A 23,638-nucleotide genomic window follows, 5' to 3' on the forward strand; every position below is an offset into this window, starting at 1 on the left:
AAACTCAGCGTCCGGATTCGGGCATATGAGAAAGGAAACGACAGCATGAAAACCCGACATCTGGTCAGTCTGGTGACTGGCGTACTTATCTTTTCCGTGCTGGTTCCCATTTGCCTCAGCATCTGGCTTGCCCATCGCCAGGCAGAAGAGAAATTTGTTGATGCGCTGGATAGCTATGCTTCTCGGGTGCTGATGCGCACCGACAGAGTCGTGGATCAGGCTAAAGAAGCGTTAAATCACCTGCAGGGATTTAAGGGCGTTCCCTGTAGTCCGCTGCATTTGAGGGAAATACGTCGGGTCGCGTTCTCGTGGCGCTATATCCAGGAGGTGATCTATATCGACAACCTCAAACCCCTCTGCTCTTCGCTTGAGCAGGCCAGTAAATCCGCCGCTTATCCTCCCCCCATGCGTATCACCGAAGATGGCTACAGCGCGTGGCTTACCGCACAGAACGATCTTGGCTTTCACCGCTATATGGCCGTGCTCGGGAAGGGCCATTACCTTGTTCTGGTCGATCCTGCCTCGCTTGTGGATGTGATCCCTTTCGGGGCGATTGCCATTGATGCCGCTCTGGTGGGAAGCGCAACGCATCTTATTTTCGCCAGCAGTAACACGCTTGATCCGCATATCCGCGATCGGATCAACGATCGAGGCGTCTCCAGCGTTCAGTACAAGGGCTCCATGTACGTCATGAAGCCAGTCCCTGAGCTTGGATTTACTGTCGTCACGTGGGCAGCGCTCACCCCTCTGGCTGAAAGCTGGCACCGACAGCTGCTTTTCTGGCTGCCGTTTGGCGTCCTGATAAGCCTGCTGGCGGCACTGTTTGTCCTGCGGATCCTGCGACGTATTCAGTCGCCGCGCAATCGCCTGCTGGACGCCATTAACAGCCGCGATTTTGTGGTTCACTATCAGCCCATCGTGGCGCTGTGCAGTGGAAAAATCGTGGGTGCGGAAGCGCTTGCGCGCTGGCCCCAGCCAGACGGAAGCAGTCTCTCGCCTGATATATTTGTGCCGCTTGCCGAGCAAACCGGCCTCATCTCGCAGCTGACGCAGTTAGTTATGGAAAAAGTGTTTGAAGATATGGGCCACTGGCTGCAGCTCCACCCCGATCAGCATATCTCCATCAACCTCGCCCCGGCCGATTTGACCTCCGGTAATCTGCCGCCTTTACTGAGCCAACTCCTGAATAAGTGGCAGATTCATCCCCGACAAATCGCCCTTGAGTTAACCGAGCGTGGCTTTGCCGACCCCAAAATCAGCGCGCCGGCTATCGCCGCGTTTCGCCGTTCGGGCCACCCTGTCTACATTGATGATTTTGGCACGGGCTATTCCAGCCTCAGCTATCTGCAGCATCTCGATGTCGACACGCTAAAAATTGACAAATCGTTCGTGGATGCACTGGAGTACAAAAACGTAACGCCGCACATTATCGAAATGGCGAAGTCGCTGCAGCTGGCAATGGTGGCGGAAGGCGTGGAGACCGAAGGGCAGCTTACCTGGCTGCACCGCCACGGCGTGCAGTATGGGCAGGGGTGGTTCTACAGTAAGGCGCTGCCAAAGACGGAATTTATCCTTTGGGCAGAGAACAACCTCGCCACGCGCTCTACTTAAGATAGGATTTGATCACCTGCAGCACGACGCCAAGATCGGCTTCACGCTGCGCCTCTTCGGGCTCTTTCACGACATGATCGGTAAGATGCCCTTCAATCACCTGCATCATCATGCCATTGACCGCGCCACGGATCGCCGCCAGCTGCTGTAACACCTCGGCACATTCGTGATCGCTGTTGAGCATTTTCTCCAGCGCGGTGCTCTGCCCCTGAATTTTCTTCAGGCGAGTCAATAACATCTTCTTATCGCGAACGGTATGTGACATCTCTGTCTCCCTCAGTTTTGGCTTTTAAAGCATATCACGCTCTACTCCCCCTGAGTATTTTTCTACTGGGGGGTAGTATTAACCTACTGGGGGGGAGTACTATTTGCGCACGCTTTCCATACTGGAAATTTCAATGAACGATTTTGCTTCACTCCTGCAGCAGGGTAATGCCTGGCTGTTTGTTCCCAGCGCTATCCTGCTCGGTGCGCTGCATGGCCTGGAGCCGGGCCACTCAAAAACAATGATGGCTGCCTTTATCGTGGCTATCCGCGGCACGCTGAAGCAGGCGGTGCTGCTCGGTCTGGCGGCTACGCTTTCCCATACGGCGGTAGTCTGGATCATTGCCATGGCAGGACTATGGTTTGGCCGTGGCTGGGACGCACATACGTCCGAACCCTGGTTCCAGCTGATCTCCGGGGTGTTGATCGTTGCAATCGCCCTGTGGATGGCGTGGCGAACCTGGAAAGAGAGCCGGCCACACGATCATCATCACGATTGCCACCACCATCATGACCATGACCATGACCATGACCATGACCATGACCACCACCATGATCATCACCATGAACACCCGCTGGTTGAAGAGGAGTGGCAGGACGCCCACCAGCGCGCGCACGCGCAGGATATCAACCGGCGTTTCAACGGACAAAACGTGACGACAGGACAGATCGCGATGTTTGGCCTGACCGGCGGGCTTATCCCTTGCCCAGCGTCCATCACCGTTCTGCTGATCTGCCTGCAGCTGAAGCATTTTGCGCTCGGCGCGACGCTGGTTTTCAGCTTCAGCATCGGTCTGGCATTAACGCTGGTCGCTTCCGGCGCGATTGCCGCCTTAAGCCTTAAGCACGCGACAAAACGCTGGCCCGGATTTAGCGAACTTTCCCGCAAAGCGCCGTGGATCTCCGCTGCGCTGATTATCGTGGTAGGGATTTACATGAGCCTGCATGGCCTGAGCGGCATTCTGGCGTAAGCAGGCGGCCACGCCCGGTGGCCGCCTCTCTGGTCAGGTAAGAGTCTGCTGCCAGCTAAAGGTATAACGAAGCTGGCGCGTCTGCAGGATAAATTCCGGCGAAACGCTGGGGCTCCAGGAGTCATCGCCGCCCACCCCCATATGAAACGCATCGAGGTTGAGCCAGCACCCCGGCTCTTCCCGCAGCAGATGATGATGGGTTGTCTCACGCAGCTGCTGCTGGCTATAGCGGCCCACTGAGAAATGGAACGCGCCATTCAGCTGATGCGCACCCAGCACAAGTTTGCGGGTATCGCAGCGCAAACCATTTTCCGTCGGGAAGATATACGGCGTGTGCATGTCTGTCAGGGGTAGTGTCCAGCGCCCCTGCTGCGCCGCCAGCTTTCTGTCCGGGTAGTTTTCATGCGGACCCAGCCCCAGCCAGTCAACCTTTTCTGGCGTTTCAGCGAGATGAACGCTCAGGCCAATGCGCGCGGGCTCCGGGATATCAGACGCAATATCGACCTGAATGTCGCCATGCAGAACACCCTGCTCGTCCACCCGCCAGATTTTACGGCTCAGGAACAGCGCCCTGCCGCGATGCTCCAGGACATTAAGCGTGGTAACCACCACCTCACGCGCATGCTGCTCTGCCTCACAGTGCAGCATGCGCGAGGTGAGATCGTACATGCCCGCCGCTTTCCAGCGTTCAACCCACGCGTTTGGATCGATGCGCGTCGCTTCGCTCACCCCAATGTCGTTGTCCAGCGGCGCGCGGCTGACGTTATCCGTCACGGGTGAAAGCAGCGTTTCAACGCCATTTCGCCACCATTGAGTCAGGTATCCGGATGCGCGATCGAACTGCCATCGCTGTTGACGATGCGTGACCACCAGGATGCGATCGTTTTGCGTTAAAACCGGCGGCTCGCCCGCAGAGGCTGGCGGTGCGACAAACAGCGGAGACGGAAGCAGCCACTGTTCCCACGCGCAGCGATGGCCTGCGGGTGACCACGGCGTTGCCCGCGGCTGGCGCACTTCAACATTCAGCCAGACTTCCCCCGGCTCGGCTTTCAATTCCGGCAGAGCGATCTCCAGACGCTGAACGCCTTCAGGGGCTATCGCCAGCGTCACCTCGCCCGAAGCCAGTACCTTCCCATCCCGGGCAACCGTCCAGCTCAGCACTTCGTTATCGGTAGGGCGGAACAGGTAGCCGCTTTGCACCTCAATCACCAGCGGAGAGGTACTGACCAGCGTAAAGGTAAAGAACTGCTGGGCGCGCTGCGCCTCGTACAGCGCCGGATGCGGCGTGCGATCGGGGAATACCAGTCCGTTAAGGCAGAACTGGCGATCGTTCGGCGTATCGCCAAAATCCCCGCCGTAGGCCCAGAACGCGTTGCCCTTTTCGTCTTTCTTCGTCAACGCCTGATCGACCCAGTCCCAGACAAACCCACCCTGCAGGCGAGGATGGCTGCGAAACGCCTGCCAGTATTTCGCAAACCCGCCGAAGCTGTTTCCCATCGCGTGGGCGTATTCACAGAGGATCAGCGGACGCGTTTCGTCGGGCATACCGATCCATTTTTTGATTGACCATTTAGGCACCGCCGGGAAAGGCTGATCCCAATCGACCCGGGCGTACATCGGACAAACAATATCGGTCGCCGCCGTATTCGCCCCGCCGCCTTCGTACTGCACCGGGCGCGTGGGATCGGTGGTTTTCAGCCAGCGGTACAGCGCATCATGATTCGCGCCGTGGCCGGACTCGTTACCCAGCGACCAGATGATAATTGAGGGATGATTGCGATCGCGCTGCACCATGCGGGTTACGCGCTCACTCATGGCGTGCAGCCAGCGTGGATCGTCAGCGAGGCGGCTCATCGGCACCATGCCGTGGGTTTCAATATTGGCTTCGTCAACAACGTACAGCCCGTAGCGATCGCAAAGCCGGTACCACAGCGGATGGTTCGGGTAGTGCGAGCAACGAACGGCGTTGAAGTTATGCTGCTTCATGATTTCGATGTCGCGACGCATGGTCGCCTCGTCCATCACCTGACCGTTTTCCGGGTGATGCTCGTGACGGTTAACCCCGCGGATCAGCAGCGGCTTACCGTTAAGCTTCAGCAGGCCGTTGCTGATGTCAACGCGGCGGAAGCCCACATCGCACGCCTCAACCTCCAGCACCTTACCCTGCGGGCTGAGAAGCGCCATCGTCAGGCGATACAGTTCCGGCGTTTCAGCACTCCAGAGCGCGGGACGGTCAATGGGGATCGCCACCGTTAAGCGTTCGTCCCAGCTGCCGCGCTCGTCCACAACGGCAGACCCCGGACGCCGGGAAACGCTGGCGCATTTTTCACCCTTGCGCCACAGGGTAAAGACCACCTCGCAGTCTGCAAAGCCCGCCCCTGCCAGCGCGACATCTGCCTTAAGCACCGCGCGGTCCAGTTCCGCATTCAGGTCCGTCACCACGCGATAATCGGCAATCTGCGTTTCGGGTTTATGCAGCAGCGTCACATCGCGGAAAATACCACTCATGCGCCACATGTCCTGATCTTCCAGATAGCTGCCGTCGCACCAGCGCAACACCATGACCGCCAGGCGGTTCTCACCTGGCCGCAGGACCGTCGAGAGATCGAATTCGGCAGGCAGCCTGCTGTCCTGGGAATAGCCCATCCACCGCCCGTTGCACCACAGATGAAACGCAGAGTTCACGCCGTCAAAGATGATGCGGGTCTGCCCGCTCTGAAGCCACGCGTCATCCACATTAAATGTGAGCGAGTAACAGCCGGTTGGGTTTTCCTGCGGCACAAAAGGCGGATTAACGGGGATAGGATAGGTGACGTTGGTGTAGATGGGCGTGTCAAACCCCTGCATCTGCCAGTTCGACGGCACGGGCATCGCAACGGCATCCGCACAGTCTTCGGTTACCCACGCCTCCGGGATTTGCTCGGGTGCAGGAAAGTAGTTAAATCGCCACACCCCATTGAGGGAGCGTCTGCTGGCGGATGCAGCATCATCCAGGGCAGGCTGTTCAAGACGCCAGCTGTGTAACGGCGCATGTGCCTCCAGACGGTTCCACTGGGTGACACCCGGGTTTTCCCAGTCCCGTCGGGCCAGAATGGCGCTGAGAGTCAGCGATAAAGTGTTGGGCATATTAACCTCTTTGCGAAGCGCTCACAATTTTGGTTAACATGCCCTGGCACCCGGCGACGGTAAAGCACCCAATCGCGGGGTAGCGAGTCCGATCACAAAGTTTTATTTGCGGGCAAGCTGCCCGGCAAGGAGGGCCAGGCTTCTGAGCTGCTGCGCCAGATCCTCGCGTTCGGCCTGCTGCGGGGTGCGGCGCGCGCTGGAATGGCGGGTCACCAGCGTTACCGGCAGCTGAACCTGCCAGCATTCCTCCCCCCCGCTGGGGGACAGAAGCCACTCCACGCTGCGCTCGCCCGCCTCGCGAAACGCCTGACGAATGGTCGTCAGCGGCGGAGAAAACCAGGCGCTGTCGGCCGTATCGTCAAACCCGACCACCGATATCTGGCCAGGAACAGCTATCCCTTTTTCCGCACAGGCGCGCATTACCCCAAGCGCCATCTGATCGTTCGCCACCAGAATGGCATCCGGCAGTACCGCCCCCGAGAGCAGCACATGTCCCTTCTCATAGCCGCTGGCCGCGCTCCAGTCGCCGTAGGCCACCGCAGCCGCGTCAAGACCCGCCTGCGCCAGCGTCGCTTTCCATCCCGCCAGACGCGCGCGCGCAGAGACAGAGCTTTCCGGCCCGCTCAACAGGGCAATATGCTGATGCCCCAGCGAAAGCAGATGCTCAACGCCCAGGCGTGCCCCCTCTTCGGCGTTAAACACGAGGCTATTTACCTGCGCTGACGGTGACACGTCGAGGAACAGCACCGGGACGGGCGTCGCCAGCGACCTGAGCGCTTCGGCGTGCGGATCGTCAAGCGGCACATTGACCAGCAGCGCGTCTACCCGCTGCCCCAGCAGCGCCTGAAGCGCCGCCTGACACTGCTGCGGCTGCTCCACCATGGAAATCAGGACGCTCGCCCCCTGCCCTGCAGCCCGGGATTTTACCGCCGAGACAATTTGCGAAGGCGCGTGCAGCGCCAGATCGGTGGTGATGAGCCCCAGCGTACGGGTGCGTTTCCCCGCCAGCTGCTGCGCCCGCAGGTTGGGAACGTAATGCAGCTCAGCCATTGCCTGCTGCACCTTTTCCCGCGTGCGGGCAGAGACGTGCTCCGCGTCGTTAATCACGCGGGAAACGGTCTGATAAGAAACCCCCGCAAGGAGGGCGACATCATAAAGAGTGATTGCTTTCATGCGTTCTGGCATCGCGATTTTCGAAGCGTCTATTCTGGCACAGCGACGCCGTTAAAACATGTGAGCGCTTCGCAAATTAAACAACCCGCTCCGGCTGCGTCATTTTCTCACCGCGCGGCTTCTGGCGGAACCAGGGCAAACAGAGCTGAATAAGCGGACCAATGGTCAGAGCATACGCCACGGTTCCCACCCCAAACGAGCCACCCAGCACGCACCCAATCAGCAGGACGGACACTTCGATGGAGGTACGCACGCTGCGAATGGACCACCCCAGCCGGGCGTGAATGCCGGTCATCAGGCCGTCGCGCGGACCAGGCCCGAAACCGGCCCCGATGTACATGCTGGTGGCGATCGCGTTCATCACGATGCCCGACACCAGGAAAGCGATGCGCACGGATAACGAACTCAGTTCGGGGATAAGCGCCATGCTGGCGTCCGCCGCCAGACCGATACAAATCACGTTGCTGATCGTGCCAAGACCGGGCATCTGACGCAGTGGGATCCACAGTAAGAGCACCGCAGCACCGGTCAAAATGATCACCGTCCCGATGCTCATCCCCAGCTGTATTCCCACGCCAAGGTGAAACACATCCCACGGATCGACCCCCAGATCCGCACGAATAAACATCGCGGTGGAAAGCCCATACAGCCCTAAACCGACATAAAGTTGTAGCAGACGACGTACCATTTTTATCTTCTCCAGTGAACCCGACTTTCATCCTGACCTAAAATGGCACTAAGATTAATGTCCAGTTTTTAAATAGTGGACTGCTTATGTCATCACGCCGCTTCGGAAGCCAGTCTGTGGTACGCCTTTTAGGGCACTGGCAGCAAACTTCATCCCGCACTCCGCTCTGGCGCCAGCTGGCCGATGCGCTGCGCTTATTAATCCTTGATGGCCGGCTGGCGCTGCATACGCGCCTGCCGGGTGAGCGTGAGCTGGCGACGGCGCTGAACGTGAGCCGGACCACCGTCAGCAGCGCCCTCGCCCACCTGCGTGAAGAGGGTTATCTTGAAAGCCGCCACGGCAGCGGGTCGCGCGTCATCCTCCCGGATGCACGCGCCGTTCCCACCCTTTCCGCAGCGAGCGTCGCCCTGGATCTTTCCACTGCCGCCCTCAGCGCCGGGCCGGAGATCCACCAGGCTTACACCCATGCACTTACGGCTATTACTCAACACCTCTCGCTGACGGGCTACGAGCAGCTTGGGCTGCCGGCGCTACGGGAGGCCATCGCTGCGCGCTATACCGCGCGAGGTCTTCCAACCCGGGCAGACGAGGTGATGGTGGTCAACGGTGCCGTCAGCGGGTTCGCGCTGGTGCTGCGGATGATGGCCGGACCGGGGGATCGCGTCGTGGTCGATCACCCCACCTATCCGCTGGCGATTGCCGCTATTCAGGGAGCACAGTGTCGGCCAGTAGGAGTGTCGTTGCCGGAAACGGGCTGGGATACGGATGGCTTTGCGGCTACGCTTGCCCAGACCGCGCCGCGCCTGGCCTACCTGATGCCCGATTTTCACAACCCAACCGGTCGATGCATGGATATCGCCACCCGTCAGGCAATCGCTGATATAGCAGCCCAGACCCGCACGGCGCTGGTCGTGGATGAAACGATGGTCGATCTCTGGTTTGATTCGCCACCGCCGCCACCGCTGGCATCGTTTAACCCACAGGCCAGCGTGATTACGCTAGGCTCTGCCGGAAAAAGCTTCTGGGGCGGGCTGCGTCTCGGCTGGATCCGCGCCTCCTCGCGTACTATCGCCACGCTCGCCCAGACGCGCGATACGCTGGATTTAGGCTCGCCGCTGCTTGAGCAGCTGGCAACGCTGTGGCTTATCGACAATAGCGAGCGTTTTCTGCCCGCTCGCCGCAAGATGCTGGCGGAACGGCGCGATCGATGCAGTAACCTGCTGCGAGAACATTTCCCGGAGTGGACGTTTCATGAGGCGGAGGGCGGACTCTCTTACTGGATCGAACTTCCTGGCATGCTGGCGACACAGCTTGCCGCACGGGCAGAAATCATCGGGATTAACCTGGGCACCGGGACGCGGTTTGGCTTATCGGGGGCGTTTGACCGCTTTTTACGTATGCCCTTTTCGCTGGAGCCAGCGGAGCTGGAAGCGGCATTGCTGCGGATTAAACCGTTATGGCTCGCTCTAAATTCAAATACGCCAGCAGTCAAACGCCGCCTGGTTTAATATTAAAATTTTGAACTGGATCATAAAATAAAAACTGCTGACTGTAATATATGCAGTCAGCAGTTTTCACTGGTCAGTGATTTAGTGCTGAGGAGGAATGGGGAAACCTTTCAGGGAAATAACGAAATTATCACCGTCTTTCTTTATTTTTGCACCGGTATCACACCAGTCAGACGCAATACGAAAGAACTCATCGCTTCCAACATTCCAGCCAAGACGTACATGCTTCACGTAGCCTGAACGCAACAGAGCGCAGGCCTCGTTGTAGTCACTGGCAGTTGACAGTTGTTGTTTCATTTTCTCTTCTTCAGAAGTTTACGTAGAGCCTTGATTTCTTTAGGAGTAAAAGGAGAAACACTCTCTTCTTCCGTATGCTGATTATCAATATCCTCTTCCGATACTCCCACCTCTTCTACTGCTTCAAACGCCAGCAGCAGCAGTTTCTCTGTGGTCACGCTTAAATTTTCGTTATTTACTTCCGCATAGTGGCGGAGTCTTTCTTTTAGCGCTTCGTCAATTTTAACATTTAAAACTGCAGTAGCCATGTTTGTCACTTCCCTTCGGAATAAGTACTTTATTTAATACACGAAGTTATCACTGTTATCCAGATCTATATTTTTTTGAATTTTGACGAAAATAGACGTCCAATTATAAAATGCCAGTCTATTATTACAGGTTTATGACAGTAATATTTCAGAGCGATGAAATATATATTACACGGTATAGGCATTATATTATTGTGGAATAAAGGCTAAAAAGAGATGGGAACAGGAAAGATGGATGAGGCCACAAATGGGTGGGGGCCCTGCCAGCTACATCCCGGCACCCACGTCGTCTGCCCTGGCTGCTTCCTTCCGGACCTGACCTGGTGAACAGAGTAGCGTTGCGGGAGAACCAACAGAGCCCCCATTGAGAGCGTTGATAACCAACGCGCTGGCGCATTATCCCTGTGCGAAGAGCCAATTGCAAGCGACCAGGAACCGGATGCTGGTTTCTTGCGCAAACAGGCGCAGCAATCAGGGCGATCTTCGTTTACCATGACGGTCCAAACATCCCCACAGGTGAAGGTATGGACGAAAACGACTCCTTTCCCCAGCGCGTATGGCAAATCGTGGCCTCGATTCCGGAAGGCTACGTCACCACCTATGGTGATGTGGCAAGGCTGGCAGGCTCTCCGCGCGCGGCGCGACAGGTCGGTGGCGTCCTGAAGCGGCTGCCGGAAGGCAGTACGCTGCCCTGGCATCGTGTGGTGAACCGTCATGGCGCTATCTCGCTGACCGGGCCGGATCTCCAGCGTCAGCGTCAGGCATTACTTTCTGAGGGTGTGCAGGTGTCGGGCGCGGGACAGATTGATTTGCAGAAATACCGCTGGGTGTACTAAACCCTCCCCCGAAGGAGAGGGTAAGAGCAACAGTTACATCTGGGTCGGTGGGGTTGGCAGGGACGGCTGATTGGTCTGTGGAGCAACCGGGACTTCGGTTTGCTGCACCGGCACCAGATTCAGGTCGATTTTGGTTCCACCGTGGTTAATCGCTTCCTGGACCGTATCGGTGATAAAGACCAGCTTGCCGTTGATGGTTACCGCTGCGCTCAGCAGAATACGGGCATTCGGCTGCACGTCTGAAGGGTTATACGGCAACACGAAGCTAAACGGAGCCTGCTTACCTTCAGTACGGACCGCGCGCTGAGCAAGCACTTTCGACGGCGCGTCCGCCAGGGAAGCATCAGACAGCGTGACCGTTAATACCGCATCCGGCGGCAGAGCGACTCTCTGTTTAATCCAGATTGTACCGGAAACGTTAGGCTGCTGAATGGATTGCTGTGAAAGGGTATTAATCCCGTTCGGATCTGCAGCTGGTACCGGCACCTGGGCGCTCTTACCGGCACAGGCGGACAACGCCACCGCAATAGCTACACCACTTAGCATGGGCACGAGTTTCATTGAAGTCTCCTTATCATCAATGCACCAGCGGGATCGATCCCATCCGATGTCGTTTCAATCACATAACGTTTTTAAGTGTGGCACAGATCACCGATTAATGCCTAAAAACGTGCCGACATTCAGATTATTCTACCCATCGGACCACTTTCATTTCTGCGTTATACTCTGCCTATCTTTCGCTACGGCGTTTATTGAGGACAATTATGAGTCAGGCACTGAACAATCTGCTGACATTACTGAATCTGGAAAAAATTGAGGAAGGACTCTATCGCGGGCAGAGCGAAGACCTCGGCTTACGTCAGGTTTTCGGCGGCCAGGTCGTTGGACAAGCGCTCTACGCTGCAAAGGAGACCGTCCCTGCAGACCGCCTGGTGCACTCATTCCACAGCTATTTCTTACGCCCTGGCGACAGCGCAAAACCGATTGTGTATGACGTTGAAGTCCTGAGAGACGGCAACAGCTTCAGCGCACGCCGCGTGGCGGCCGTTCAGAACGGTAAGCCTATCTTTTATATGACCGCCTCTTTCCAGGCGCCGGAACCGGGGTATGAACATCAGAAAGTGATGCCGCCAGCACCGTCGCCGGACGAACTCAAATCAGAGACCGATATCGCCCGCGCGCTGGCGCATCTGCTTCCGCCGCAGGTCAAAGAGAAGTTTCTCTGCGATAAACCGCTGGAGATCCGCCCGGTTGAGTTCCACAACCCCATGAAAGGCCACACCGCCGAGCCGAAGCGTCAGGTCTGGATCCGCGCCAATGGCACCGTGCCGGAAGATTTCCGCGTGCATCAGTATCTGCTGGGCTACGCGTCTGACTTTAACTTTCTGCCGGTTGCGCTACAGCCGCACGGCGTTGGTTTCCTTGAAAAAGGGATGCAGGTCGCAACCATCGATCACTCCATGTGGTTCCACCGTCCGTTCAATATGAATGAGTGGCTGCTTTACAGCGTGGAGAGTACGTCAGCGTCGAGCGCTCGCGGTTTTGTGCGTGGAGAGTTTTATACCCAGGACGGCGTGCTGGTCGCTTCTACGGTGCAGGAAGGGGTAATGCGTAATCGCGGGTAATGGTGTGCGGCCTGATGCCCTCCCCCTGACCCTCTCCCATGGGAGAGGGAATAAACATTAAAAACGGCAACCGAAGTTGCCGTTTTGCTTTTTATTAGGCGTTATACGCATTCTCGCCGTGGCTGTTGACGTCCAGACCTTCGCGCTCCTGCTCTTCCGGTACGCGCAGCCCAACGGTCATATCCGCCAGCTTATAGCCGATGAAGGCCACAATGGCAGACCACACCACGGTGATAGCGATACTTTCCAGCTGCACCAGCACCTGATGAACCATGGTGACACCTTCTGCGTAGCCCACGCCACCCAGTGATTTCGCGGCGAAGATGCCGGTCATGATACAGCCGACGATGCCGCACACGCCGTGGACGCCGAACACATCGCAAGGGTCATCCACGCGCAGCACGCGTTTCAGTGCGGTGACGCCCCACAGACCTGCCAGACCCGCGACCAGTCCCACCAGCAGCGCACCACCGACACCCACATAGCCACACGCCGGGGTGATACCGACCAGACCGGCAATCGCCCCTGAACAGGCACCCAGCAGGGAAGGTTTACCGCGTACCGCCCACTCGCCGAATACCCAGGAGAGAATTGCACCCGCCGTCGCCACAACGGTGTTCACGAAGGCCAGCGCGGCGATTTCGTTCGCGGCACTTGCGGAGCCGGCGTTGAAGCCGAACCAGCCAAAGTAGAGGATAGCCGTACCGGTAAACACCATCGGCAGGTTATGCGGTTTGAACGCCTCTTTACCGAAGCCCACGCGTTTGCCAATCAGGTATGCGCCCACCAGGCCCGCTACCGCGGCGTTGATATGGACAACGGTACCGCCCGCAAAGTCCAGCGCGCCGTGCGTTGCCAGCAGACCACCGCCCCAGACCATGTGCGCAATCGGCACATAGGAGAGGGTCAGCCAGACCACCACGAAGATCAGAACGGCAGAGAAACGGATGCGCTCCGCCAGCGCGCCCACGATCAGCCCGACGGTAATGCAAGCGAACGAGCCCTGGAACGCGACGTGGATGTACTGGTAGAAGCTGCCCATCAGCGCGGTCAGCTCAATATTTTTCAGCATTACCCAGTCGAAGTTACCAAAGAAGGCGTTGCCGGTACCGAAGGCCAGCGAGTAACCGTAAACCACCCACAGCACGCAGACCAGCGCGAACGTCACGGCAACCTGCGTCAGCATGGAGAGAACGTTTTTGCCGCGGATCAGGCCGCCGTAGAACAGCGCAATGCCCGGGATAGACATGAACAGCACCAGCGCGGTGCTGATCATCATAAAGGCGTTATCGGCTTTGTCTGCCACGGCAGGAGCAGCCAGCGCCAGGCCCGGCAGCAGTGCCAGCGAACCCAGACCCGTTTTAAGTGTTGCTATCTTCATTTTCTCGATCCCTATCACTGTGTGCCAGGCGTTATTTACAGTGCCGCTTCGTCAGATTCGCCGGTACGAATGCGAATGACGCGCTGCAGTTCGGCAACGAAAATTTTGCCGTCGCCAATTTTGCCGGTATAGGCCGCTTTGCTAATCACATCAATCACTTCATCAAGCTGATCGTCAGCAATCGCGACATCAATTTTTACTTTTGGCAGAAAGTTAACGCTGTATTCCGCCCCGCGATAAAGCTCGGCATGACCCTTCTGACGACCAAAGCCTTTCACTTCGGTGACAGTCAGTCCCTGAATACCCATTGAGGACAATGCTTCACGCACGTCTTCCAGTTTGAATGGTTTGATTACCACCGTAACCAGCTTCATAGATCCCCTCCAGTCAGAATTCGGTAATGGCCGCAGCTCACGCAGAAGGTATTGCAAGGGATGTGCCAGAAATGAAATGGAGGGAGAAAAGCGGTGCGACGAGCGTTATGCCGTCTTCCTTAATGAACCGGCGAAAAAAAACGCACCATGTCGGTGCACGGTGCGTTTCAGTATTGCACCAACAGGAATGACTGTTAGCGCGTTGCTTTGTTTTGGTGCATCAGGCGCTGAGCGACTCTTCCTCGCGCACGCTGGCGGCCAGTTCTTCGCCCGCCAGCTGAAGCTGATACATCTGCCAGTAGCGCCCTTTGGCTTCCAGCAGTTCACGGTGCGTCCCGCGCTCCACGGCTTGTCCGCGATGCAGCACCAGAATGGTATCGGCATCGACAATGGTGGAAAGGCGATGGGCAATCACCACCAGCGTAGTATGGTCGCGTACCGCAGTCAGCGCCTGCTGGATGGCCTGCTCGGTGCCGGAGTCAATGCTGGCCGTCGCTTCATCCAGAATCAGCACCTGCGGGGTTTCAATCAGCACCCGCGCCAGCGCAAGAAGCTGCTTTTGCCCAACGGAGAGGTTGTTTCCCTGCTCGCCCAGCCGGGTATTAATCCCGTCGCTAAACCCGCGCGCCAGGTCTGCCAGCTGCACTTTTTCCAGCACCTCCCATACCTGCTCCTGAGAGTAGTCTCGCCCCAGGGTCACGTTGGCGTAGAAGGTATCGGCCAGGACGACCGGATCCTGCTGCACCATCGCGACGCCTTTACGCAACACGTTGTGGCTGAGAGACGCGAGCGGGCGTCCGTCGAGGCGGATTTCGCCTTGCGTGACCGGGTAGTAGCCCATCAACAGGCTGGCGAGCGTGCTCTTGCCGCTGCCCGTATGTCCCACCAGCGCCACGAAACCGCGCGACGGAACATCCAGCGTAATGTCCTGCAACACCAGCCGGTCATCGCGATAGGCAAACGAGACGTTATCAAAGGCAATGGCGCCGCTTTGCAGAGGTCGCTCGTCATGACCGTAGGCCTGGCGCGGTCTGTCCATCAGCTCAAACACGCGCTCGCCGGCGACGACCGCCTGCTGCAGCATCGATTGCTGGGTCGTGAGCTCGATCAGCGGCTCGTTAAGGCGCCCCAGATAGCTAATAAAAGCGTACAGCACGCCCACTTCAATCGTACCGCTTGAGCTCAGGCCAAAGAGCATCAGTAAACCGCAAAGCACCAGCGCAGAGAAAAGGCTGAGCAGCGGACGCAGCAGGAAGCCGTCGAGGCGCAGCGTCTGCATACGCGCCATATAGTGCGATCGGCTGGCTTCGCCCATCCGCTCGCCAAAGCGCGCCTGCTGGCGGAACTGCTGGATGACGCTCATGCCGTTAATCACTTCGTTGAAGCCATCGTTAATGTCGGCCAGATAGGCGCGCACCCGACGCACGATTGGCGTGCTGTAGCGCTGGTAGATGATCATCACGATCAGCACCGCCGGGAAGATGGTAATCGCCACCAGCGCCATGCGCCAGTCGAGGCTGAACATCGCCACCAGCATCGCGCCGATCAGCGCCGCACTGCGTAACACCGTCGCGACCACGGTGACGTACAGGTCGCGGATCACTTCGGTATCGTTGGTCACGCGCGAAATCACCTGCCCGACCGGCTGGATATCAAACTCGCTGAGCGGCTGGCGAAGCGCCGCGTCCATTACATCCGTGCGCAGCTGCTGAACCACACCCACGGCGGCACGGTTAAACAGCAGCGACTGCGCATAGTGCAGCCCTGCCGCCGCCAGCTGCAACCCAACGTAGGCCACGCCTAAGCCCGCCACCAGCCTCAGCGGCAGGTAGCTTTTGGCGACCATATTGTCGATGAAGTAGCTGATGAGCAGCGGTCCGCTTACCTCAGCAATCGCCGCTACCCAGAGTAAAAGCACGGCCACGGAGAGCGGTTTGCGCCACGGCGAGCCGTAGGCCAGCAGACGTTTGAGCGTCGGCCACATCGTTCCGAGCTTACGCATTGGTGGCCTCCTGATCCTGTTCCGGCGCATCGTCCAGCGCCGCCTCAAGCTGTTGATAGCGGTACATATCGCGATACCAGCCCGGCTGCTCGGCAAGCGTTTCATGCTGCCCGCGCTGGGCAATGTGTCCGTGCTGTAAGACCAGAATTTCGCTGGCCTCGGTGAGCGCTGACAAACGGTGGGCGCTGATAATCACCGTGCGTCCGTCGCCCCACTGGCGCAGGTTATGCAGAATCTGATGCTCGGTACGACCATCCACGGCGGAGAGCGCATCATCCAGAATGAGGATTTCAGCATTCAGCAGCAGCGCGCGGGCAATCGAGATTCGCTGTTTCTGCCCGCCGGACAGCATGACGCCACGTTCCCCGACTTCTGTTTCGTAGCCCTGCGGCAGACGCAAAATATCGTCATGTACGCTGGCTAAGCGCGCCACGTGTTCGATCTCTTCCTGCGTCGCCGACGGGTGACCAAGCGCAATGTTATTCGCCACGGTGTCCGAAAATAAAAACGGCGTCTGGCTGACTACCGCCAGACGGCCACGCCACTCGTCCAGCAGCAGGTTCGCCAGGGGGATATCATGGAAACGGATATCCCCCTCGGTGACGTCAAAGTGGCGCTGAAGCAGAGAGAGCACGGTACTTTTTCCGGACCCCGTCGGGCCGCAGATGCCCAGCATCTGGCCCGGCCGCAGCGTAAAGCTAACGTTCTCCAGCACCGGATGTTCCGTTTGCGGATAGACAAATTTGCGAACGTCGACGTTCATAACGCCGCGCCCTTCCGGCACCGCTTCGCTGCCGTCATTGACCACCGGCGCTTCGGCCAGCATGGCGCGGATGCGGCTGTAGGCGGCGCTGCCGCGCTCTACGATATTAAACATCCAGGCCAGCGCCAGCATCGGCCAGATCATCAGCCCCAGATACATCGCAAAGCTGGTCAATTGCCCCAGGGTCAATGTGCCCTGCACCACCATCCAGCTCCCGCCGCCAATCGCAAGCAGGTTTGCCATGCCGATTGCGACATAAATCGTTGGATCAAATCGCGCATCAATACGCGCGACGCGCATGTTTTTCGCCCCCGTATCTGCCGCATCGGCCGCAAACAGCGCGGACTGCCGATCTTCCAGGCCAAACGCTTTGATCATGCGGATGCTGGTCATGCTCTCCTGGGTGCGATCGTTCAAAGAAGAAAACGCCGCCTGCGCCAGCTTGAAGCGCTCGTGCAGCTGTTCGCCGTAGCGATTGATCGCCAGCGCCATGATCGGCATCGGCAGCAGGGCGAGCAGGGTTAATTGCCAGCTGATCTGCGTGGACATGACGATCAGCACCGCACAGCCCATCACCAGCGAGTCCACCAGCGTCAGCACCCCTTCCCCGGCGGCAAAGACCACGCGATCGACGTCGTTCGTCGCGCGGGCAATGAGATCCCCGGTGCGATGACGCAGATAAAATTCGGGATGCTGTCGGCTCAGCTGGCGGTAAAAATCTTCACGCAGCTCAACGGCCAGCTGATAGGACGCACCAAACAGCAGCACGCGCCAGACGTAGCGCAGGAGATAAACAATGACCGCCGTCAGCACCAGCGTGCCGACCCACATCAACACCCGTGCGGTGGTGTAATGCTGTTCAGTGACGCCATCCACGACGTAGCCCACCACCTTCGGCGGGATCAGCTGCAAAATGGCAATGATAATAAGCAGGGCGACTGCACCGAGGTAGCGTTGCCACTCCCGACGAAAGTACCAGCTTAATTGGGCAAATAATCGCACGCGGTTTGTTCCTGAAGGTATTTTACGAAGTTATTCAATAGGTAAGGCTGTGGTGTACTTAATCTGTTCCATGGCGAAGCTTGAGGTGACGTCCGACAAGCCCGGGACGCTGTTCACCAGCCGCTTGTAGAAATCATCATAGCGCTTCATGTCAGCCACCTGGACGCGCATCAGGTAGTCGTACTCGCCGGCCATACGCCAGAAGCCGAGCACCTCGGGCATCTCAGACACCTGAGTGACGAAGCGGCAATACCACTCGCTGCTGTGGTGTTGGGTTTTTATCAGCACAAATGCCGTCAGCCCAAGCCCCAGTTTTTCGGGATCGAGTAATGCGACGCGCCCCAGAAGAATGCCGTCATCTTCCAGCTTTTTTAGGCGCTTCCAGCACGGTGTGGTGGTCAGATTAACGGCATCTGCCAGCGCCTGCAAAGAGAGGGTACAGTCACTTTGCAGCAATGAAAGGAGCTTGCGGTCAATTTTATCTAGCATACCCACCTCATAGAGAAAATTTTTCTCCCTTCATTCTATTTTAAAGGCCAGATAGCAACAATTTTTTCTGTGCTTTTCGCTATGCTGGGCACAAAATGACAAACGGATAACTACGATGAATAGCACCTGGGTTAAACATGCCATCAGCGAAATCAATGCCGACTACCAGCGCTCGGCGGATACCCACCTGATTCGCCTCCCCCTGCCGGGATTTGACGGTATTCAGCTCTACCTGAAGGATGAAAGCACCCATCCTACCGGTAGCCTGAAGCATCGCCTGGCGCGCTCTCTGTTTTTATACGGTTTGTGCAACGGCTGGATCAAAGAAGGCACGACCATTATTGAATCCTCATCCGGTTCAACGGCGGTGTCTGAAGCCTATTTCGCTCGTCTGCTGGGCCTGCCGTTTATCGCCGTGATGCCCTCCTGCACCGCAAAACGAAAAATCGAGCAGATCGAATTTTATGGCGGACGCTGTCATTTTGTGGAAAGCGCCTGCGAAATCTATGCCGCCTCTGAAATGCTCGCCCGCGAGCTAAACGGCCACTATATGGACCAGTTCACCTTTGCCGAGCGCGCAACGGACTGGCGCGGCAATAACAACATTGCCGACAGTATTTTCCGCCAGATGACCCACGAGCCGCATCCGGTTCCGTCGTACATTGTGATGAGCGCCGGTACGGGCGGCACGTCAGCCACTATCGGACGATACATTCGCTGTCAGGGCTACGATACCCAGCTGATGGTAGTTGACCCCCAGAACTCCGTGTTCCTCGACTACTGGCAAAGCCGCGATGCCGGCCTGCGCAGTCCGGTGGGCAGTAAAATTGAAGGAATTGGCCGCCCGCGCGTGGAACCGTCGTTCATTCCTGACGTTGTCGACGAAATGCTCCGCGTGCCGGACGCCGCCAGCGTCGCCACCGCGCACTGGCTGGAAACGCAGCTTGGCCGCAAGGTGGGCGCATCAACGGGCACCAACATGTGGGGCGCACTGCAGCTTGCGGCACGCATGCGCGAGGAAGGGCGTACCGGCTCAATCGTCACGCTGCTGTGCGACAGCGGCGAGCGCTACCTTGAGACCTACTACAATGCGGAGTGGGTACAGGCCAACATCGGCGACATCACCCCGTGGAAAGCGCAAATTGCGCAGCTGCTGAAATAAAAAAAAAGCCAGACCGAAGTCTGGCTTGCTGGAAGGGTCTCACAATTCGGGGGAATATGGGAGGTTGTTGTTGTCCAGCCAATGCGTCAAAAAATGGGACACCGCTTCGTTGCCGCAGTGTCCGATAACCGGCAGATGAGGAAGCTCTGCGATCAGCTGCGGCATCGCATTCCCCATAATCAGGCCGCGCCCAACGCTGCCCAGCATTTCGCGGTCATTCATGGCGTCGCCAAACGCCATACACTCCTGCAGCGTTAAGCCCAGGTGGTCGCTGAGCACCGCCAGGGCTGAACCTTTGTTACAGCCCACCGGCAGGACTTCAAGACAATCAACCGCCGAGAAGGTCAGGTGCGCCCGGTCGCCCAGCGCCTCATTTAACTGAATGCGTAAGCGGCAAAGATCGTCGTGATCGCCACAGAAGCAAATCTTGGTCACCGCGTGGGCGGGGATCCGGCGCAGATCCATAAGCTGGTATTTGAAGCCGCTATAAACATGCGCGTGCAACAATTCGGGGATTTCGCTTCCGGTAAACCAGCCTTGATCGTTGAATACGTGGATACTGGCCTGCGTGTCCCACGTGCTGTGCAGAACAATATCCGCCACTTCCGGGTTGAGATCCTGGCGGTGCAGCACCTCTCCTTCAATGGTGTGAATGCGCGTTCCGTTACCCGTGATTAAAAACGCATCCAGGGAAAACGTGCCCAGCAGATGACGCATCTCCAGCACGTGGCGGCCAGTGGCAAACGTCAGGGTGACATCACGCTCGCGCAGACGCTTCAGGGTACTCAGCGTTTTCTCCCCCAGACGGTGATCCGGCATTAACAACGTACCGTCCATATCAAATGCAGCGAGGCGGGCCATGATTACTCCTGAAATGTGATGCGATTAACTTGTGCATCAGTATCGTGTGATATATACGGAAGTAATAGTGAATAGATGAAAATTATTGTTCCGGGTTTCTTATGCGCCAGCTTAACCGTCTTAACCAGTATCAACGCCTGTGGCAACCTTCCGCTGGCGCTCCACAGCAGGTCACCATAAGTGAGCTTGCCAGCCGCTGTTTTTGTAGCGAGCGACATGTCCGCACCCTGCTGCGTCAGGCTCAGGAGGCGGGCTGGCTCAGCTGGCACGCGCGGTCTGGTCGCGGCAAGCGCGGTGAGCTGACGTTCCATGCCAGCCCGGAGTCACTGCGCAATGCGATGATGGAAGAGGCGCTGAAGAGCGGGCAGCAGCATAACGCGCTGGAGCTGGCCCAGCTTGCTCCTGAAGCGCTGAGATCGTTGTTGCATCCATTTTTAGGCGGGCAGTGGCAAAACGACACGCCGACGCTGCGCATCCCCTACTATCGCTCGCTGGAGCCGCTTCAGCCGGGCTTTTTGCCTGGCCGGGCGGAGCAGCATCTGGCGGGACAGGTATTTTCTGGCTTGACGCGTTTTAACGGTAACAGCAGTGAACCCACGGGCGATCTCGCGCATCACTGGGAGGTCTCTGCTGACGGGCTGCGCTGGCATTTCTACATTCGCTCCACCCTGCACTGGCATAACGGCGATAAAATAGAAACGGCGCAGCTCCAGCGAAGCCTGACGGCACTGTTGACGCTTCCCGCCCTGCGCACCCTGTTCAGGAGCGTTTTACGTATCGAAACAACGCATCCACAGTGTCTGACATTTGTGCTGCATCAACCGGACTATTGGCTGGCGCACAGGCTGGCAACCTACTGCAGCCGTCTGGCGCATCCCGACTACCCTGAACTTGGCTGCGGCCCCTTCCGGCTGGCCGCCTTTGAGCCCGACCTGGTTCGTCTGGAAAGCCATGAGCAATACCACCTGAGCCATCCTCTGCTCAAAGCCATCGAATACTGGATCACTCCCCAGCTGTTTGATTACAGGCTGGGCACCAGCTGTCGTCACCCGGTGCAAATCGCGATTGGCGAGGCCGATGAGCTTGAAACCCTGAGGCTGGTCAGCAGCAGCACCAGCCTGGGCTTCTGTTACCTCACGCTGAAACAGAGCGCGCGTGTGAGTGAGATCCAGGCGAAGCGGCTTATCAATATCATCCATCTCTCCAGGCTTCTGCACACGCTTCCGCTCAACGAAGGACTCATTACGCCCACCGGGGAACTGCTTCCCGGCTGGACAATCCCCGAATGGCCTGACTTAACGGAAGTTGCCCTGCCTGAGGCGCTGACGCTGGTTTACCATCTTCCCGTTGAGCTTCACACCATGGCCAGCCAGTTAAAGGCGTACCTGGCGCGACAGGGTTGTGACCTGACCGTCATCTTCCACGACGCCAAGACGTGGGACGGATGCCAGCAGCTTGCCGATGCAGACATCATGATGGGGGACAGGCTGATAGGCGAAGCGCCAGCGTATACGCTTGAGCAGTGGCTGCGCTGCGATGCCCTGTGGCCGCACGTGTTAAGCGCACCGGCCTACGCCCATCTGCAAGCCACGCTGGATGCGGTGCAGTCTCAGGCCGAAGCTCGGGACCGACACGCCGGTCTGCAAGCCATTTTCAACCGCCTGATGGAGAATGCGGTGCTGACGCCGCTTTTTAACTATCAATATCAAATCAGCGCCCCGCCGGGAGTCAACGGCATACGCCTCAACACCCGCGGCTGGTTTGATTTTACCGAAGCCTGGCTTCCCGCCCCCAAATCGTGAAGAAGCTGGTCGCCGCCGTAGCCAGACGGTAACATAACGTTTTTACCGTAACAGTCGAGATGATTTATGAAACGTGCCGTCGTCGTGTTCAGCGGAGGACAAGACTCTACAACCTGCCTGGTTCAGGCCCTTCATCAGTATGATGAAGTTCACTGTGTGACTTTCGATTATGGCCAGCGTCACCGCGCTGAAATCGACGTTGCCCGTGAACTGGCCCTTAAACTGGGGGCACGCGCGCACAAGGTGCTGGACGTTACGCTGTTAAATGAACTGGCCGTCAGCAGCCTCACCCGGGACAGTATTCCTGTACCGGACTACGAACCCGATGCCAGCGGCATTCCGAACACGTTTGTGCCGGGGCGTAATATTCTGTTCCTGACCCTGACGGCGATTTATGCCTATCAGGTAAAAGCCGAAGCGGTAATTACGGGCGTATGCGAGACCGACTTCTCAGGATACCCGGACTGCCGCGATGAGTTTGTCAAAGCGCTCAACCACGCCGTCAATCTGGGGATGGCGAAAGAGACGCGCTTTGAAACCCCGCTCATGTGGCTGGATAAAGCCGAAACCTGGGCGCTGGCCGACTACTGGGGCAAGCTGGATTTGGTTCGCAGCGAAACCCTCACCTGCTATAACGGTATCAAAGGCGACGGTTGCGGCCAGTGCGCCGCCTGTAATCTGCGCGCTAACGGGCTTAACCACTATCTTGCCGATAAAGCCGGCGTGATGGCCGCGATGCAGAAAAAGACCGGGCTTAAATAGGGCTACTTAACCGTGCTGTCGAACAGTTTCACACCGGCAGCACGGGTGACTTTCATCAGCGTTGTCAGCGTTGGGTTGCCGTTGTCTGATAAGGTTCGGTATAGCTGCTGACGAGAGAGGCCTGATTTAGCAGAAATTTCTCCGATGCCACCGCGTGCTTCGATAACCTGGCGGAGTGCAATGAGATAGGCAGGGATCCCCTGGTCTTCATAGATTTCTTCCAGGGCTGTTTGCAAATAACGCTGAGCGTAGGAAGGATTCTCTCGTAGCATTTTCACAACAGCATCATGATGGCTAACAGAACTCGAATATTTTCGTTCAGTGGCGCTCATTCGATTGTCCTTTAATTTGATGATCTTTCCAGTAATCTATTGCCAGTTTGATATCCGCTTTTTGGCTCTTTTTGTCACCACCGATAAGTAACAATAAAACCTGCCGATTCTTTACTGCAAAATAGATTCTGTAGCCGGGGCCACTGTCGACTCGCATCTCCCAAACACCTTCCCTGAGGTATCTGTAATCGCCAAAATTACGTTTTATTGCGCGGTTGATCCGCATAAGGATCCGGAAAACCGTATCCGGATCCCTTCGATTCATTCTGGCTACCCACTCCTCAAACGGCACTTTCCCGTCACGGGTCCGGTAACGTTCAACAACGTAGTCCCTGTCCATTATTCTATCCCTGAAAAATCC

The 23,638-nt window shown here is 57.5% G+C and carries 22 protein-coding genes, 1 other RNA gene and 1 pseudogene; 8 read left to right on the forward strand and 16 right to left on the reverse strand.

Translation table 11 applies throughout. The features are described from left to right. Positions 1-45: 45 nt before the first annotated feature. Positions 46-1,611 carry an EAL domain-containing protein gene (locus HBA26_RS04695; protein WP_045259911.1) on the forward strand — a complete coding sequence of 522 codons (1,566 nt, stop codon included), beginning with the start codon at positions 46-48 and terminating at the stop codon, positions 1,609-1,611. On the opposite strand, the gene HBA26_RS04700 is transcribed toward HBA26_RS04695, so the two are convergent. Further along, positions 1,604-1,876, reverse strand: coding sequence for a metal/formaldehyde-sensitive transcriptional repressor (locus HBA26_RS04700; protein WP_028012182.1), 273 nt, complete (start codon positions 1,874-1,876; stop codon positions 1,604-1,606). The two genes, HBA26_RS04695 and HBA26_RS04700, sit on opposite strands and share 8 nt — an antisense overlap. A gap of 133 nt (positions 1,877-2,009) precedes the next feature. On the opposite strand from HBA26_RS04700, the gene HBA26_RS04705 reads away from it, so the two are divergent. After that, positions 2,010-2,846, forward strand: coding sequence for a nickel/cobalt efflux protein RcnA (locus HBA26_RS04705; protein ID WP_166720815.1), 837 nt, complete (start codon positions 2,010-2,012; stop codon positions 2,844-2,846). A gap of 33 nt (positions 2,847-2,879) precedes the next feature. Here HBA26_RS04705 and HBA26_RS04710 read toward each other — a convergent pair whose 3' ends face one another. The 3 genes from HBA26_RS04710 to HBA26_RS04720 all read right to left on the reverse strand — a co-directional run bounded on the left by HBA26_RS04710 (position 2,880) and on the right by HBA26_RS04720 (position 7,833). After that, a complete protein-coding gene (locus HBA26_RS04710; protein WP_063155353.1) occupies positions 2,880-5,972 on the reverse strand; it encodes a beta-galactosidase in 3,093 nt (1,030 codons plus the stop codon). 102 nt (positions 5,973-6,074) lie between these two features. Continuing rightward, positions 6,075-7,145: a LacI family DNA-binding transcriptional regulator gene (locus HBA26_RS04715; protein WP_063155418.1), complete on the reverse strand. Its 1,071-nt coding sequence runs from the start codon at positions 7,143-7,145 to the stop codon at positions 6,075-6,077. A gap of 76 nt (positions 7,146-7,221) precedes the next feature. After that, complete coding sequence (locus HBA26_RS04720) at positions 7,222-7,833, reverse strand: membrane protein (protein WP_028012178.1); 612 nt, start codon at positions 7,831-7,833, stop codon at positions 7,222-7,224. Between the two features lie 86 nt (positions 7,834-7,919). On the opposite strand from HBA26_RS04720, the gene HBA26_RS04725 reads away from it, so the two are divergent. After that, positions 7,920-9,341, forward strand: a complete 1,422-nt coding sequence (locus tag HBA26_RS04725; RefSeq protein ID WP_100170677.1) for a PLP-dependent aminotransferase family protein — start codon at positions 7,920-7,922, stop codon at positions 9,339-9,341. Between the two features lie 81 nt (positions 9,342-9,422). Here the strand turns inward: HBA26_RS04725 and HBA26_RS04730 are convergent, their stop codons facing one another. The 3 genes from HBA26_RS04730 to ffs all read right to left on the reverse strand — a co-directional run bounded on the left by HBA26_RS04730 (position 9,423) and on the right by ffs (position 10,241). Beyond that, on the reverse strand, positions 9,423-9,638 hold the full coding sequence (locus HBA26_RS04730) for a hypothetical protein (RefSeq protein ID WP_028012176.1): 216 nt from the start codon (positions 9,636-9,638) through the stop codon (positions 9,423-9,425). Further along, positions 9,635-9,886 (reverse strand): hypothetical protein, encoded by a 252-nt coding sequence (locus HBA26_RS04735; RefSeq protein WP_048961231.1) that lies wholly within the window; start codon positions 9,884-9,886, stop codon positions 9,635-9,637. The genes HBA26_RS04730 and HBA26_RS04735 overlap by 4 nt, the downstream gene beginning before the upstream one ends. Positions 9,887-10,144: 258 nt before the next feature. Further along, an RNA gene (gene ffs / locus HBA26_RS04740) (signal recognition particle sRNA small type) lies at positions 10,145-10,241 on the reverse strand. 84 nt (positions 10,242-10,325) lie between these two features. On the opposite strand from ffs, the pseudogene HBA26_RS04745 reads away from it, so the two are divergent. Further along, positions 10,326-10,722, forward strand: a pseudogene (locus HBA26_RS04745) (MGMT family protein). 33 nt (positions 10,723-10,755) lie between these two features. Here HBA26_RS04745 and HBA26_RS04750 read toward each other — a convergent pair. Further along, positions 10,756-11,283 (reverse strand): YbaY family lipoprotein, encoded by a 528-nt coding sequence (locus tag HBA26_RS04750; protein WP_028012173.1) that lies wholly within the window; start codon positions 11,281-11,283, stop codon positions 10,756-10,758. A gap of 203 nt (positions 11,284-11,486) precedes the next feature. Here HBA26_RS04750 and tesB point away from each other — a divergent pair, with 203 nt between their 5' ends. Next, entirely contained in the window at positions 11,487-12,347 is an 861-nt protein-coding gene (gene tesB, locus HBA26_RS04755; protein ID WP_028012172.1) for an acyl-CoA thioesterase II, read from the forward strand. Between the two features lie 94 nt (positions 12,348-12,441). Here the strand turns inward: tesB and amtB are convergent, their stop codons facing one another. From amtB to HBA26_RS04780, 5 genes are all read right to left on the reverse strand, one after another. Beyond that, a complete protein-coding gene (gene amtB / locus HBA26_RS04760; protein ID WP_126345101.1) occupies positions 12,442-13,728 on the reverse strand; it encodes an ammonium transporter AmtB in 1,287 nt (428 codons plus the stop codon). Positions 13,729-13,763: 35 nt separating this feature from the next. After that, positions 13,764-14,102 (reverse strand): P-II family nitrogen regulator, encoded by a 339-nt coding sequence (gene glnK, locus HBA26_RS04765; RefSeq protein WP_008503304.1) that lies wholly within the window; start codon positions 14,100-14,102, stop codon positions 13,764-13,766. A 220-nt stretch (positions 14,103-14,322) separates the two neighbouring features. Continuing rightward, a complete protein-coding gene (locus HBA26_RS04770; RefSeq protein WP_126345103.1) occupies positions 14,323-16,104 on the reverse strand; it encodes a SmdB family multidrug efflux ABC transporter permease/ATP-binding protein in 1,782 nt (593 codons plus the stop codon). Then, on the reverse strand, positions 16,097-17,869 hold the full coding sequence (locus HBA26_RS04775) for a SmdA family multidrug ABC transporter permease/ATP-binding protein (protein WP_045259904.1): 1,773 nt from the start codon (positions 17,867-17,869) through the stop codon (positions 16,097-16,099). The genes HBA26_RS04770 and HBA26_RS04775 overlap by 8 nt, the downstream gene beginning before the upstream one ends. A 30-nt stretch (positions 17,870-17,899) precedes the next feature. Next, positions 17,900-18,358: an Lrp/AsnC family transcriptional regulator gene (locus tag HBA26_RS04780; protein WP_008503307.1), complete on the reverse strand. Its 459-nt coding sequence runs from the start codon at positions 18,356-18,358 to the stop codon at positions 17,900-17,902. A 115-nt stretch (positions 18,359-18,473) separates the two neighbouring features. Between HBA26_RS04780 and HBA26_RS04785 the strand changes: the two genes are divergently transcribed. Then, positions 18,474-19,520 (forward strand): PLP-dependent cysteine synthase family protein, encoded by a 1,047-nt coding sequence (locus HBA26_RS04785; protein WP_049137517.1) that lies wholly within the window; start codon positions 18,474-18,476, stop codon positions 19,518-19,520. A gap of 39 nt (positions 19,521-19,559) precedes the next feature. Here the strand turns inward: HBA26_RS04785 and cof are convergent, their stop codons facing one another. After that, positions 19,560-20,381: an HMP-PP phosphatase gene (cof, locus tag HBA26_RS04790; RefSeq protein WP_048961227.1), complete on the reverse strand. Its 822-nt coding sequence runs from the start codon at positions 20,379-20,381 to the stop codon at positions 19,560-19,562. Between the two features lie 101 nt (positions 20,382-20,482). Here cof and HBA26_RS04795 point away from each other — a divergent pair, with 101 nt between their 5' ends. Together HBA26_RS04795 and queC are read left to right on the forward strand one after the other, a co-directional pair. Further along, positions 20,483-22,183, forward strand: coding sequence for an SgrR family transcriptional regulator (locus HBA26_RS04795; RefSeq protein ID WP_047367610.1), 1,701 nt, complete (start codon positions 20,483-20,485; stop codon positions 22,181-22,183). 66 nt (positions 22,184-22,249) lie between these two features. Then, positions 22,250-22,945: a 7-cyano-7-deazaguanine synthase QueC gene (gene queC / locus HBA26_RS04800; protein WP_008503311.1), complete on the forward strand. Its 696-nt coding sequence runs from the start codon at positions 22,250-22,252 to the stop codon at positions 22,943-22,945. Positions 22,946-22,947: 2 nt separating this feature from the next. Here queC and HBA26_RS04805 read toward each other — a convergent pair whose 3' ends face one another. Together HBA26_RS04805 and HBA26_RS04810 are read right to left on the reverse strand one after the other, a co-directional pair. Beyond that, positions 22,948-23,277 carry an addiction module antidote protein gene (locus tag HBA26_RS04805; protein WP_028012165.1) on the reverse strand — a complete coding sequence of 110 codons (330 nt, stop codon included), beginning with the start codon at positions 23,275-23,277 and terminating at the stop codon, positions 22,948-22,950. Then, on the reverse strand, positions 23,264-23,617 hold the full coding sequence (locus tag HBA26_RS04810; RefSeq protein ID WP_028012164.1) for a type II toxin-antitoxin system RelE/ParE family toxin: 354 nt from the start codon (positions 23,615-23,617) through the stop codon (positions 23,264-23,266). Before HBA26_RS04810 ends, HBA26_RS04805 begins: the two co-directional genes overlap by 14 nt. Positions 23,618-23,638 lie beyond the last annotated feature (21 nt).

It is taken from the genome of Enterobacter sp. 725m/11, assembly GCF_011683705.1.
GTDB classification, from domain to species: Bacteria; Pseudomonadota; Gammaproteobacteria; order Enterobacterales; family Enterobacteriaceae; genus Enterobacter; species Enterobacter bugandensis.